Below are 12,971 nucleotides of genomic sequence, written 5' to 3'. Positions count from 1 at the left end.
AGGCACTATCTGCGATCTGGCGTCTCCCTTGGGTGTTACAGCACCCTTTGGAGTCGCCCTCTCTTTTTCTCCGCGCATAAAAAAGCCCCGAACTTGTCGGGGCTTTTTGCTTTCTGGCGGGCATAAAAAAACCGGTTTTAAAACCGGTTTTTTAAGTAAGTTGCCGAAGGCAAAATACTAACTATGGGGAAATCATGCCCTCAGCCGTGCGGGAAGTCAAGCGGCCTCTTTCATTTTATAAATCACCCCGCCAATTGGACTCAATGCGCGCGCGTCGATGTCGTAACAGGCATCGAAGCAAAGCTGCACGAATGGCTCCCAATCACGGCCCCAAGCTGCGGATGGCAGCTCGACGTCGTACACCCCTTTCATCCAGGCTCTAAACAACTCGGGCTTTATCAGAGGATCGGCGTTGGCCGATTGTCCGCCTTGGTGCATGTAGCGGTAACGACGAAAAACGCCCTTGGCAACGTACTCGGCCCGCTCCCGCTTGCTGGCGGTCATGCGTGCTGCTCGCGAACATGCAAGATTGAAAACCGCAGCTTCGGCCTCCTCCCGATCGTCATCTGTCGGCTCAGCCGCATACATTGCATTGCCGAAAGCCCGCAATTGAAAGTGAAGCCGTGCGATAGCCGACTGAATGTGACCGGCCAGCACCGCGTGCATCGCAGGGTTCGCCGTCGGGCCTCGCTCAGTGCTCTGTACTACTACACCCAGTTCGGCAGCGTCGGAAGTCTGGCCCGGGGCCGGGTTGTAGTTGCAGTCGTGCCATGCCTGGCGCGCCGAATTGATTTTCATGCTGCGTGCCCCTTCTTCAGTTCTCTGTTCTTTGCCCGATATTCGGCCTTGATGGTTTTGATTTCTTCGACGGTGTACTTGCGGGACTCATGAGGCCCTTCAAGCCATTCGACTTTTTCGGCGCCGATTCCCTGTAGGAGTGAGATTCGGTAATTCACCAAATTGCCTGACAGGTGTGTATTGCACGGGGCGCACTGTTTCCAGCCATTGAGCGGCTCGAATCGCAATTCAGGGTTCGCTCCTACGGATCGGTAGTGCCCGGCGTGGTATTGGCCGTCGTGGTGGCGGCCGCAACTGATACAAGGGCGATCGGCGTCACGCAGGCGAACCCACTCGTTGAATGCCGCCTGGGCTTCGCGCAGGTGATCCGCCCTGCTCTTCAGCTTCTCCTTGCGGACTTTGATCTCGCGGCGACCTACTTCGGCCAAGGCCTTTCCGGCTATTGCGCGCCCCCTCTCCGACTGCCCATAAGCAATGGCGCACTTGATCTCTCCGCATACGGTTTGGCCATTCCGCGCAGGTACGAACATCATCCGGCACTCTGGGCAGCGCTTTCGCCGTGGAGCGCCAGACCTGAGCGGCGTTTTGCGCTGTAGTGGTGTGCGCTTCATGCGTAGCTCCCGATCTGCTCAGCAGCACTCAGGGCGGCATCTTCGGTCTCAAAGTGCGCTGACAGGACGAGGCGCCAGCAGGCGTTGAACACGTCGCGGTAAAGCGGCTCAAAGGCCGTGTCGTCCATATTTGCCCAACTGATCGACTTGGCCTCCTTGCGAACACCGTCAGGAGTTCGCACCAGGTGGAAATGACCGGCCTCGATCGTCACCCATTCCCGGAAAGCTTCGCGAGACTTGTCCACGGTCGGGAAACGTTCGGCCCGCTCGGTTTCGAGGTGGGCAATGTAGGAATCCACGGCATGCGACAACTGACCGGGCTTGCCGCTGGCAGCCTCGAAGAACTTGGCCAGACCACGGATGCCACGCATTTCCTGACGCGGGACCAGGCCGCCAACCGGCTCCCAGTACTCCCACGCCAGATCCAGCATCGAGAAGAACTTGCCGTGAAACTTGGCGTTGCGCATCTTCGTGAATTTGCCGTGGATGACCTGACCGAGCTTCCACTTTTGGGTTACTTCACGGTCGGCCTCAGTGGCTGGAACCAAGCCTTGCGCGGTGCGGATAAGGGCGAGCTCAGCCATGCTCCACCCCCTTGATCACAGTTTTCCCGTTGCATAAAATATGCTCACCAGCCTCATGCGCGCGCGAACCTTTCGGAAGTCTGAGCGAAAGCGAGAGGCTGGATTCTGTTCCTTCCCCGCCCGCTCGACTGCCAGGGGAATGCTCAAGCTCTCCAACCACTTCGCACGCTATGGCAAACGCTGGCTCGCCCAAGCGAGTCGATTGCATGATGCGGGTCATGCCTTCGAGCAAAGCGTCGTTCTGTTCCTGCAACTGGCCAGCGCCCCGCTGCAAAGCGTCAACCTGCCCGCGCAGCGCGACGTTCTCCGCGTTGACGTGGCTGAACTGCGAGGCGATGTGTTCTTCCAGCGACACCTGATCACGCTGCCAGTCGATCTCATCGTGGAAATAGCCAAAGCGCTTGCAAAGGCGGCGGTGGAAGTTTTTGAAGCTGGCCTCAGCTTGCTGTTTCTGGTCATTGATATCGGTCATTGAGCCGCGCTCCCTGCTTTCAATTGTTCGGCCTGCTGAATGAGCAGCGCCCGGCGATCCGCCAGCTCGTTGGCTGCCAGAATTCGCAGTTCTGTTTTTTTCTCGGTCGATGCTTTGCGCATGGCGAGCATCGAGTCCTTCACCGCGGCGAGCTTTTCGCGCAGCGTTGGCGAAGGCCGCGCGACCTCACCGGTGAGCAGCGCAACGACGGCTCTACCGTCTTCAGTGACCGGCGCGACACTCAAGTCGGCCAGGTACTGCTGAGCGCGCTCCTGTGGGATCCGTTGCATCTGCACGGCTTTGGTGATCGCCTGTGTGCGGCGGTTGGCGTCGAATCCGACCGACACGTGCCAATTGACGTTTTTGTTGTCCTCCCGAGCCTGCCCCACCAAGCGCTCGTAAGCGCTGTTGAACGCCATACGCGCACCAACCTTGTCGCCGGCGTCGAGGACAGGTTTCGCAGCAGCCAGCGCAAGCTGAATCTCGTCGGTCAGCACCACGGTTTCAAACTCGTCATTCGTGGTCATGGCGATTGCCCATGCTTCGTCCTTGCCCGGGCGACCATCAGCAACCTGGACGCGCTGGAGGATGTCAGCCATGGCCAACTTGCCTTTCACTTCGAAGCGGCAAGCCTTCAGCGCGGCCTTAACCACCGGCACCGGGTAAGCACAGAGATCTTCGGCCATGATCGCCGCGGTACCTGGGTTCATTTCCTGACCCATGGCCTCGGCGGTGGCGCAGATCGCAGCAGCGAGCCCGGCAACCTGTTGATCGTTCATTTCAAAGGTACTCATTGCGCTCTCCCGCTTGGCGCTTGGCCAAGACCATTTGCGCGGCCTGTTCGGCGGCGGAGACGTTCGCCTCGGTACGCTCCATCTGGCGTGCAGTTGCCCCGTTGATGCGCTGACCGGTCACCCACTGGGTGTGGTAGCTCTCGGCGTTGGCCAGCAGCTCGTTGAGGCTGTGGCACTTGCGGAGAACGGCGGCATCGCTGGTTTTCAGGAAGTGTGCGGCGACGTGGTGGGCAACATCGGCGCCGAGGCGGTCGACCAGTTGGCCGAGCTGACCGCCGACCTTGGCGTTCCACACCGGCCAAGCACCGTGGTAGCGCTTGCGGTAGGCCATGGCGTAGTTCGCCCAGACTTTGAAGGTTTTGCAGGACTGGTCTTTTGGGCCCGGCATGTCAGCGGGAATCTCAACCCGTGGCGTATCGGTGCGATCAACCACCAGCACCAAGTTGCGGGACTGAGCCGGCACAACCTCGGCGGAAGCCGGGGGTGCAATTGGTTCAATGACCGGTTCATTGACTGGTTCAGAAGAGTGACTGGTTCTGGGTGCAGCTCCTGCACTACCCCCTAGTGCAGGAGATTCACTAGGGGGTGAACCTGCTGCACCACCCTGGTGAATCTGCTGCACTACCCCTGGTGCAGGAGGTGCACCACCATCAAGGGTCAGGAAGTAAACGTTCGACGAGTTGCCCTTCGGCCCACCCTTCCTAATTTCCTTGCGCAGTAGCCCTGACTCACACAGCGCGGTGATGTGGTTCATAACGGAACGCTTGCTAATCTCGCACTGATCGGCGATGTGTTGATAGGACGGCCAGCACTCCCCCATATCGCTGGCATTGTCTGCGAGTTTGATGAGTACCAGCTTGCGCAGGGGATTGCCGACGCGAAGTTTCATTGCGGCAACCATCAGGCCCATGCTCATGCCGCACCGCGCAGAGCTTTGTCGTGCGTGAACAGCCCGTTCCAGTTCTTCTTCATGGGCAGTTCGCCGGCCAGGTACAGGTCGTAGAGGCGCACGGCGCCCTTCTTGAGCAGAACTGGCGTGAAGGAAACGAACGGCTCTTTGCCGTGGGGAGTGACTTCGTGCTGATGCTCGGTCATGTACTTGTCGCGGGCGTAGGACGCCACACGGAAACGCAGGCCGGATTTGCTCTCGTTGTAGAGCCAGCTGCGGCCCTCGAGGAATTTGCCCACCTGCATGACGTTGACCCCATTGAGGCCCTTGCAGAATTGGGTGTGGGTCATCCCCTCCTTGAAGAGGTTTTCCATAGAGTGGATTTTCGAGGCTTGGGCTTCTACTTGGATGGTCAACTGCAGGCGCTGCTGCTCAGCCTCGAATGCGATCTGGATAAGATCCATGCGGGACAGTTCGCGCGGCTGAGATAGAGCATTGATCTTGGACACGACCGAGCGGCGAACTGCTTTCGATTCGCGCATGGAGATCAGGAGGCACTGATCCTTGGTCAGCATCAACGCCTCAGAGGCTGGCCCGCGCTGATTCCTTACTACGAAAGTTTCGTAGTATTCGCCGTCCAGCTCATCGCGGCACCGCGCGGTGAAATCATTGCGACGAACTTCGCTTTCGCCAAACTCCTTGCGCGCCGCGTTGACCAGGTCGAGCAAGTCGAAGCTGCTCATTTTTTCCCGCGACACGTTTTCAGCGTTGCCAAATTGTGTCGCGACACTGTTGGGGGTATTGCTTGAGATGGGTTGGCTATGCATAATCGGCCTCATCAAGTGTTAATGAATTAGCCGGGGCGCAATCCCGGCTTTTTTGTGCCCGGGATTCAGGCGGCCTTCACCGAGGCATCCATCACGTCTAGGCTCCGCCGAACGTGGTTGATCTCCTGGCGGATCAAGTTTTTCTCAAAAGAACTGACGTGGTTGTCATCTAGCGCCTGGTGAACCGCGATGGTCAGATCGGCGACCTCTTTGCCGACGTTGATCAGTGATTTGGTCAACGCTTGCGGCTCCGGCGCAGCTTTCGCAACGAGGTCGAAACCAAATTCACTCGCCAGTGCAGCCAGAGGGCGCATGTCGCCGGTGTGCAACAGAATCCCGAACAAATGCTCCACGGTCAGGTGGTGTGCGTCGTTGTCCGGATTGGCGCGCTGAAGCAGGCCAACGTGAGGAACGCCCATCTTTGCAGCAAGGGTCTTAGCTTCGTTATCGAGGACAGCGCTCTGGCAGGCCCGCAGAAAATCTTCCATTCGTAAAATCTCAAATTTGTTTCCGTGGCGCCCTGCCGGTGCGTGGGCGATTATTCGTTCGGGCAGTAGCAATGACTGCCTCAGGCTGCTGTGCGCTTTGGGCGCGCCGGGATCGGACGAATCTCATTCGCCTCAATACGGCCGTCGTCATAAAGGGTGATTTCGATGCTTCTGCCGGCTCGAACCATTTGCGAGATCGCGCTCTGGTTCACGCCGAGAGCAGCAGCAAGCGCGGCTTGAGTGCCGTGCTCTTCTAGGTATTTGCTCAAAGGGATCTTTTTCATGGAATTTCCACGGCCTGATATCTGCCATGGATAGTAGCAGCGCTGCTTTTTATCAGCAACAAAATACTAGCAGCGCTGTTTGCTTAAATATCAGCTCTGCTAATACTCTTGTTCTTATGAAAATACGTCGCCCCCTCACCCCCGAAGAAGTCGCCGAGAGCGCCAGGCTCAAAGCTATCTACGAACAGCGGAAATCAGCTGCTAAAGCGGCCGGGCGCAGCCTGACGCAGGCGGACGTTGCCGAAGCATGCGGATGGTCCGGGCAAAGCGCATTCAGCCAATACGCAACCGGCAAGGTGCCACTAAATGTTGAAGCGCTGCTGAAGCTAGCGAAGGCGCTCAACTTCGATGCAAGCGAGGTCAGCTCTCGACTGTTATCCACTGTCGCTAGCGTGCAGCAGGACCGCATACAGCCAAGCGTAAAATTAGGAAGCATCGAGACTTGGGACGACGAAACCCCGCTCGATGACGATGAGGTCTACGTCCCCTTCCTTCATGAAGTCGAACTGGCGGCCGGATCTGGCAGATTTGCGATTGAGGAAAGTACCAACTCACGTCTACGCTTCAATAAGAAGGATCTGCGCCACAATGGCGTCCAGTTCAGCAACGCGAAGTGCGTGAAGGTTGGCGGGAACAGCATGATGCCCGTGTTGCGCGACGGCGCCACTGTAGGCGTGAACGTGGGGAAAAACTCCCTGAGCGATATCGTCGACGGCGAGATGTACGCCATCAACCACAATGGCCAGCTTCGCGTGAAGCAGGTCTACCGCATACCGACCGGACTTCGCCTGCGCAGCTTCAACCGTGATGAACATCCAGACGAGGACTACACGTTCCAGCAGATCCAGGAACAGCAGATCTCGATCCTGGGGCATGTGTTCTGGTGGGCAATGTATTCCAGATAAGCTGAGCACCTCTGTTACAGCCACCGGGACGTCGGGCAAGGAACTTTTATCAGCATTGCAAAGGAGAGCGATATGCCGGTGGTGGCCGTTTTGAATGATGAGTCAGATTTAGATCGGATTGTCAGCATTTTAAAGGCTTACGGATGTGTGGTGGCTAACCATCACAATCGCCCTGGGGCTTCAATCCTCACAAAGTCACTTCGAATTGCACTGGGTCCGAGATCAGATGAGGATGCTCTGCAGTGCCACGAGCTTCCCCTCCTGATCGACGGAGAGCCTTGGTGGACTAGCGTATTAATCATGCCTCCGCGCTATGACTTCGACCATTATGAAACCACGGCACTTGCAGCTCGAGCTCTGATGGCTTCAAACGAAGCCGACGAGGAAGGTGTGTTTCTGTACCACGCTTCATAGCCGCTGCTACCAGGTCATGCGGCAGGCTGCGACATCAACATCGCAATCCAGCTTTCAAGCGCGGGAATGGGTTTCTTTCGAATAATTATTTCCATAAGCAAAAGCTGAGCGCAGCCTGAGCCAAGAAGCAGAATAGTCTCGCGCAGTACCTTCCAGCTCATGCACAGATCGGCGAACCGCCGGCTTATTCATGCTGGCCTGAATATTACGCGCCGCTCTCAAGCTCCTCGACCAGAGCCCATCACCCTCTCTAACGGCGCCACCCATCATCACCGTTGACGCGCCGGCTCCTGAAACGGAAGAATTCCGCGGCAGTTCCTGTGCCGCACGCAAATAGCTTCCCGTCGGCTATTCTCAAAATTCCTCATGACTTGATAGCCCACCTCCCCCTTGGCGGGCTTTTTTTGCACGCGATGACCGTCTTCTGCAAGGCGGATAAATAGGTATCCGTGCAGACTGCATGCCCTCACCTCGCCATCAGTTCTCCGAAATGGTTGAAATCGTTGAGTCTTCTGCCATTGGGCACTTGGCACAGAAAATGCCCTAACTAGTGGGAGAACGTGAACCGCAGTCGGAGAGCTGCTGACGCAAACCTGTGATAGTTGAGGCATACAAAAATGAACGCAATTGACCTTCTCAAAGCCGACCACGAAAAAGTAAAAAACATCCTGAGCCAGCTGAGCGAATCCACTGACCGCGCTCTAAAAAAACGCGTCGACCTGCTCGATAAGCTGGAGATGGAGATCACCATCCATACCCAGCTGGAAGAGCAGATCCTCTACCCCGCATTCAAAGAGGCCGGTGGTAAGGAGCAAGACGAGATGTACTACGAGGCGAAGGAGGAGCATCGCACAGTGGACTCCCTGGTGCTCCCAGATCTGAAAAGCACTGACCCTTCAACACCGGAGTTTGCCGGTCGCGTAAAAGTCGTTAAAGAGCTTCTGGAGCACCACATAGAAGAAGAGGAAACTGAAATGTTCCCTCAAGCCAAAAAGCTTTTGGGTAAGGCGAAGCTCAATGAGCTGGGAGAGCAGATGGAAGTGATGAAGGCTTCACTGAAGAAAAGCTTGAGCAAAGGGAACTTGGCGGCTTGAAGATGTCGCTTGCTCTATTTGCCAAAGGAGCCCGGCCCAGAGCCGGGCTTCTTGTATCTGCCCGACTGCCTTCCGCCCTCGAGTCCTTCACTCGCATTTGCTAAGTTCTTTCCTCCCCTCATTAAAAGCTAACTGCCCTGAGCAGCAATGACGAATGGAGCTCTTTGCACATCGTAAAATGAAGATTTCTTCATCATCGGTCAAAGCTGCTTTTGATCGAGAATTAAAGCACGGCAAATGTGTCTATTTGTTACAAACAACAAGGACTTGCCGCAATGAAATTTTCAAAACTCTGCCAAACGCTGTGTAATTGGTCGGGAAGCCCACGAACCTTCCTTGCTGCGGTGGTATTGATACTGATTTGGGCAAGCACCGGCCCGATGTTCCACTACAACGACACTTGGCAACTGATCATCAACACGTCAACAACGATCATCACGTTCCTGATGGTCTTTCTTATTCAAAACACCCAAAACCGCGACAATGACATCCTTCATCTTAAAATTGACGAGCTCATCCGCGCCAACAAGGAGGCCCAGAACGCGGCACTGAATCTTGAGGCGATGGGAAATAAGGAGCTAAGAGATCTGAGGAAGGAATACACGACGATTGGGGAGAGCGAGACGATGTGCGTACAGCCGCTTCCTCTTCAAGACGCTACCGGGAACAGTTCACCTCCAACCATAACCCCTTGATCGTGGTTCGAGAGGGCAAGTGGATCCCCGCAATTCCTTTGTGGGTTCGCTTGACCCCCTCGGAGCCTGACCTACACTCTCCCCGCCGGCAGTAGGATAGTAGGTGTTTTCCGAACGCCCAATTCTGCAGTAAGGAGGGACATTCGGATGACGAATTACGAAATGGATTCCGGAAACCATTGAATAAACGGGGCGAACTCCGAAAAGCCAGACGAGTAGGAACTTAAATATGGAGATTTAATTCATGACTGCTCAAGAACATCTTGTTGGTGGATGGACTCCCTATCACAAACTGACCCCTAAGGATCAGGAAGTCTTCAAAGAAGCTTTGGCGGGTTTTGTAGGTGTGAACTACACCCCCGAGGAAGTTTCGAGCCAAGTAGTCAATGGCACGAACTATCGCTATAAGTCGAAGGCGACGTTGCCGGGCTCACCAAGCAGCTGGCAAGCGATTGTGGAAATCTATGCGCCTATCAATGGCAAGCCGCACATCACCCAGATTCACAGGATCTAAAAGCACCTTCGGGCGTTTACATTTGTAAGCGCCCGAAGTCTTTTATGCTCCCCATCAGGGCCATCGATTGCTCTCGCGTAGAAAACTCCCGCTTCCGACACCATCTCCCACCAGTCATCACCGTCAAAAAAGCCAGCGCGCAAGCTTCAGCAGTTCCAAGTCTGCGGAAACCGAGGGGAAAATTTCCCAAGACGATATGGAAGGTATGCGCAAGGTCCTCGCCATGACAATGTGAAATCAGGCGCCCCTTACCTAGCCCGCCAAATGCGGGTTTTTTTACGCCTAGAAAAAATATTATTAGCAGCGCTATTTACTTTAAATAGCAGCACTGCTACTTTTATTCGCAAGTCAGGTAGCACTGGCCCAGCAGCGAAAGCCGCGCCGCTCTTTAACAACCCGCGCCATAAACGATTACCCGGCTCATGCTGGGAGGTCAGCCCCGGCCACACCTGTGGGGCGAGATGAAGTCAGGTGAACAAAATCGCGCCGCCACTACTGGCGACCGGCGATCCGATAGCCCCGAAAGGCTACCAACGCGCAGAACTGCGACGGCGGACGAGGTGTTGACCGAACTGGCGAATGACCTGGTAGGAGGCGCGATAACAGATTCAACAATTAGCGGACCCGATAGCCTCGGCTGGGACCGCCGGACCTCATGCACCCTGCCCCACTCAATCAGGGCATTCAGAGCTGTAGCGTGCATGTTGTAAGGACCTGTGATCCAAGGCGAACAGATGCTGTTTGACGCCGTGGGGAGGAAGCTCGACGCCCACACCGACGTAGATAGGCCAGCCCTGCAATCAGCTGCGGGTAACTGGCCAACATCGCTGACGCAACAAACCCGACCTGTCGCCAGTAGCGAGGCCGGGGGCTTTTGGAAAGTTTCACTGATGCACCTGGTGACGGGTGCATTGGGAAAACAACCGATCAAGCACGGAGCATCAAATGAGCGAACAAACACTTCAAGCGCTGCTCGCCGAGCGCGTCACTGCTTTTGCAAACAGCGATAAGCCAGTCGAAATCATCGACGAGCACGTCAAGAAGATGTTCACGAACGTGGTCGACAATTGCTTCGGCCGTTATGGCGACATGGGCAAGCAGGTTGAAGAGGCAATCAAGGCCGCACTGCCAGCCAATTTGACCGAAATCTTTGAGCTGACTCGCTACAACGCAATGATCGCTGCTGCTTTGAAGGAAAAGTGGGAAAACAGCGGCGTCGAAGCCGACATGGTGCGCCTGGCGCAGAAACAGATCGACGAAGTGCTGAACAAAGATGCAATGCCGGAAGTGATCAGCTTGCAGGCGCTGCTGGAGGCCTTCGTCGAAGACCACAAAGAGTCAGCAGCCGAAGAGCACTGGGAAGCTCCGGACATTCGTTTCCAGCCATCCGACTACGGCGGCATGCACATCTACTTCGACAAGGAACCGAAGGATCACGGGGCTTCGACCTACTCCCGACGCTCCGAGCGCAGTGAATACATGCTCGGCAACGCGATCCACATCAGTTTCGACCGTTACGGGAAGGACCGAAACGAAAAGGGTCATGAGGTCGGATCGGTATATGCCGCCAAAATCGACAACGAGAAGATCAGCCAAACCCTGAAATTCCGCTCTCCATTCGAAAAGATGGTTGCTGCACTTTACTTCGGTAAATCCAAAATCATCGTCGATTGCGATGAGGACGAGTTCAGCTACGGCATCTACGACTGACCAACCAGCGCCACGACAGCCTGATAGGAGGTGCGAGTGAAAGACGTTCCAGTAGAGAAAATAGCTGAGCTTCTGAACTACGCCCCTGATACCGGGCTTTTCGTGAGGAAGCGTTACATCGTCGGCGGTGACAGCGCCGTGAAGCAGCGCCTCGACCACGATGGATACCTCCGTATAAACGTGGCGAAAGGAACATTCAAAGCTCACAGACTGGCGTGGGCGCTGTATCACGGTAGGTGGCCAGCCGGCGATGTCGACCATATCAACTGTGACCGCGCTGATAACCGAATCGCTAATCTTCGGGAGTGCAACAGAAGCCAGAACTGCCATAACAGCTCTTTACGCCGCAACAACAAGTCAGGGGTAAAGGGCGTTTCGTGGTCTGGTCGCCGAAAGAAATGGCACGTTCAGGTCGCAGTCAACAGAAAGATCCACAACGGCGGTATGTATGCAGATATCGCCGAGGCGGAAGCAGTTGCCATTGCTTTAAGGGCTCGTCTCCATGGCGAGTTCTCGAATCACGGTTAACTGCCCGATCCTCTCTATGAGAGCGCATCGGACTGCTCTCCACCTTTCACGGCAGGCTTGAGATCGTTCAAGAACCTCCACCGGAAGCCTGAGAGCAGTCCGATGCGGACGAAACTGCGGCCTATAACCGCCGACCTGCATCAATCCCAGAATCGGTTGTCATCGAGCGCTGGCGAACTGAACACGGCCGTGGAACTCGGCGCCGGAGACGTAACCGGCAACATATTGAGACCGGCGAGCGCCCGCCAAGATGCCAACGGCGCGCACTGGAGGATGACCATCATGAAATAGATGACCTGACCCACCTGCGCGGCTCGGCAAGCCTGAAGGCCGGCGCCCATCACCTATACAGGCAGCGGACAGTAGGCCGTCGATGTCACCGCGCATCGGCCGAATGAGGTAGGCCACCCCAGCGCACGAAGACAACTTGACGCTGCAAACCCGGTCTGTCGCCAGCAGCGAGACCGGGCCACCCTTCCCGACCAATCCCGAATGCACTCCCCTCCGCGCCCAACGGCAACCAGCGGAGCGAACGAGTGCATCCGAGTTTTGTTGGATCAACCACATGGAGCAAATCATGGCCGAGCAACGAGCGCCGTATCCAAGGTCGGCGGACAACGCCAATCAGATGAACCTGCCCGAGGGCAAGACCTGCGGCGACTGCGTGCACTGCAAGCGCTGCACCGCGATGTTCGGCCATATCCCGGCCGACGAGTCTTGCGACTGGAGCCCATCGCGGTTTCGTGAATCAGTCATCGCTACCGCCTAACCGGTGAACCAACGAATGGAGAGAGTCATGGCCAAGAAGGTTGGCGTGAAAACCCGGAGCGCCCAAATCGGCGTTCGAATAAGTCCGCGCGTTAAGTACATGCTTGACGTAATGGGTCGCATCCAGCGCAGAACCATGAGTGGAGTTATCGAGTCGGCTCTTTTGGCTTATGCCAAATGCGACGAAGAACGCTTAGCCGACCAGACATGGTCAACGGATGAAAACGAACGGCTGCTCAACCTTTACCTAGCGGCGCCTCACCTTCTGTCATTCGACGAAGAGATAGAGGCCAAGCAGCTAATTGCAGCCAAAGCCGCCGCCTAACATCACACTCTGGAGGCGCCCATGCACCCAAGCGTTCAGCTCGGCAAAGAAGTGCGCGCAGCACTGCGCATTCGTTCTCGCATCGCTACGGAAGACCTCTACTCACTGCTCGGCCGGCCATTACCGGTAAAGATGCCTCGCTTCGTTGTGAAGCCGGCAGGTGTTGCATTCTTCCATGTTGTGGATGCCCGCACCGGCAAAGCTCGTGGCTTCCGTCGCGATCACAACGCGGCCTGCGCATTGGCGCGCAAGCTTGAATCTCTGGAGTAGA

At 56.1% G+C, this 12,971-nt stretch carries 19 protein-coding genes; 10 read left to right on the top strand and 9 right to left on the bottom strand.

All coding sequences use genetic code 11. From position 1 onward, the window contains the following. Window positions 1-216: 216 nt before the first annotated feature. The 9 genes from AC0J41_RS11125 to AC0J41_RS11085 all read right to left on the bottom strand — a co-directional run bounded on the left by AC0J41_RS11125 (window position 217) and on the right by AC0J41_RS11085 (window position 5,747). Window positions 217-798 (bottom strand): hypothetical protein, encoded by a 582-nt coding sequence (locus AC0J41_RS11125; protein WP_473015565.1) that lies wholly within the window; start codon window positions 796-798, stop codon window positions 217-219. Further along, complete coding sequence (locus AC0J41_RS11120) at window positions 795-1,409, bottom strand: recombination protein NinG (protein WP_473015564.1); 615 nt, start codon at window positions 1,407-1,409, stop codon at window positions 795-797. Before AC0J41_RS11120 ends, AC0J41_RS11125 begins: the two co-directional genes overlap by 4 nt. After that, on the bottom strand, window positions 1,406-1,993 hold the full coding sequence (locus AC0J41_RS11115; protein WP_473015563.1) for a DUF1367 family protein: 588 nt from the start codon (window positions 1,991-1,993) through the stop codon (window positions 1,406-1,408). The genes AC0J41_RS11120 and AC0J41_RS11115 overlap by 4 nt, the downstream gene beginning before the upstream one ends. Then, the gene (locus tag AC0J41_RS11110; protein WP_473015562.1) at window positions 1,986-2,465 is read right to left on the bottom strand and encodes a hypothetical protein; all 480 of its coding nucleotides are present in this window, start codon (window positions 2,463-2,465) and stop codon (window positions 1,986-1,988) included. The genes AC0J41_RS11115 and AC0J41_RS11110 overlap by 8 nt, the downstream gene beginning before the upstream one ends. Beyond that, the gene (locus AC0J41_RS11105) at window positions 2,462-3,259 is read right to left on the bottom strand and encodes a hypothetical protein (protein ID WP_473015560.1); all 798 of its coding nucleotides are present in this window, start codon (window positions 3,257-3,259) and stop codon (window positions 2,462-2,464) included. Before AC0J41_RS11105 ends, AC0J41_RS11110 begins: the two co-directional genes overlap by 4 nt. After that, the gene (locus AC0J41_RS11100; protein ID WP_473015559.1) at window positions 3,246-4,175 is read right to left on the bottom strand and encodes a helix-turn-helix domain-containing protein; all 930 of its coding nucleotides are present in this window, start codon (window positions 4,173-4,175) and stop codon (window positions 3,246-3,248) included. The genes AC0J41_RS11105 and AC0J41_RS11100 overlap by 14 nt, the downstream gene beginning before the upstream one ends. Beyond that, window positions 4,172-4,975, bottom strand: coding sequence for a Rha family transcriptional regulator (locus AC0J41_RS11095; protein ID WP_473015558.1), 804 nt, complete (start codon window positions 4,973-4,975; stop codon window positions 4,172-4,174). Before AC0J41_RS11095 ends, AC0J41_RS11100 begins: the two co-directional genes overlap by 4 nt. Window positions 4,976-5,040: 65 nt before the next feature. Beyond that, a complete protein-coding gene (locus AC0J41_RS11090; protein WP_025110112.1) occupies window positions 5,041-5,463 on the bottom strand; it encodes a phage regulatory CII family protein in 423 nt (140 codons plus the stop codon). Between the two features lie 80 nt (window positions 5,464-5,543). Then, window positions 5,544-5,747, bottom strand: a complete 204-nt coding sequence (locus AC0J41_RS11085; protein ID WP_025110113.1) for a Cro/CI family transcriptional regulator — start codon at window positions 5,745-5,747, stop codon at window positions 5,544-5,546. Between the two features lie 116 nt (window positions 5,748-5,863). Here AC0J41_RS11085 and AC0J41_RS11080 point away from each other — a divergent pair, with 116 nt between their 5' ends. The 10 genes from AC0J41_RS11080 to AC0J41_RS11035 all read left to right on the top strand — a co-directional run bounded on the left by AC0J41_RS11080 (window position 5,864) and on the right by AC0J41_RS11035 (window position 12,970). Continuing rightward, the gene (locus AC0J41_RS11080; protein ID WP_025110114.1) at window positions 5,864-6,652 is read left to right on the top strand and encodes a LexA family transcriptional regulator; all 789 of its coding nucleotides are present in this window, start codon (window positions 5,864-5,866) and stop codon (window positions 6,650-6,652) included. A 72-nt stretch (window positions 6,653-6,724) separates the two neighbouring features. Further along, the gene (locus AC0J41_RS11075; protein WP_025110115.1) at window positions 6,725-7,066 is read left to right on the top strand and encodes a hypothetical protein; all 342 of its coding nucleotides are present in this window, start codon (window positions 6,725-6,727) and stop codon (window positions 7,064-7,066) included. Between the two features lie 617 nt (window positions 7,067-7,683). Next, window positions 7,684-8,160 (top strand): hemerythrin domain-containing protein, encoded by a 477-nt coding sequence (locus tag AC0J41_RS11070; protein ID WP_025110116.1) that lies wholly within the window; start codon window positions 7,684-7,686, stop codon window positions 8,158-8,160. A gap of 275 nt (window positions 8,161-8,435) precedes the next feature. After that, window positions 8,436-8,855 (top strand): low affinity iron permease family protein, encoded by a 420-nt coding sequence (locus tag AC0J41_RS11065; protein ID WP_025110117.1) that lies wholly within the window; start codon window positions 8,436-8,438, stop codon window positions 8,853-8,855. A 244-nt stretch (window positions 8,856-9,099) separates the two neighbouring features. Then, window positions 9,100-9,369 carry a hypothetical protein gene (locus AC0J41_RS11060; RefSeq protein WP_025110118.1) on the top strand — a complete coding sequence of 90 codons (270 nt, stop codon included), beginning with the start codon at window positions 9,100-9,102 and terminating at the stop codon, window positions 9,367-9,369. A 906-nt stretch (window positions 9,370-10,275) separates the two neighbouring features. Then, window positions 10,276-11,079: a hypothetical protein gene (locus AC0J41_RS11055; RefSeq protein WP_473015556.1), complete on the top strand. Its 804-nt coding sequence runs from the start codon at window positions 10,276-10,278 to the stop codon at window positions 11,077-11,079. 36 nt (window positions 11,080-11,115) lie between these two features. Continuing rightward, window positions 11,116-11,607: an HNH endonuclease gene (locus tag AC0J41_RS11050; protein WP_473015554.1), complete on the top strand. Its 492-nt coding sequence runs from the start codon at window positions 11,116-11,118 to the stop codon at window positions 11,605-11,607. A gap of 577 nt (window positions 11,608-12,184) precedes the next feature. Further along, on the top strand, window positions 12,185-12,376 hold the full coding sequence (locus tag AC0J41_RS11045; RefSeq protein WP_473015553.1) for a hypothetical protein: 192 nt from the start codon (window positions 12,185-12,187) through the stop codon (window positions 12,374-12,376). Window positions 12,377-12,403: 27 nt separating this feature from the next. Beyond that, the gene (locus tag AC0J41_RS11040; protein ID WP_473015552.1) at window positions 12,404-12,700 is read left to right on the top strand and encodes a hypothetical protein; all 297 of its coding nucleotides are present in this window, start codon (window positions 12,404-12,406) and stop codon (window positions 12,698-12,700) included. Between the two features lie 21 nt (window positions 12,701-12,721). Continuing rightward, window positions 12,722-12,970: a hypothetical protein gene (locus AC0J41_RS11035; RefSeq protein ID WP_473015551.1), complete on the top strand. Its 249-nt coding sequence runs from the start codon at window positions 12,722-12,724 to the stop codon at window positions 12,968-12,970. The last annotated feature ends 1 nt before the right edge of the window (window position 12,971 follow it).

This window comes from Pseudomonas sp. Arb-4-2C (genome assembly GCF_055755015.1).
Note: the sequence above shows the minus strand (reverse complement) of the source record. Positions and strands in the feature narration are given on the sequence as shown.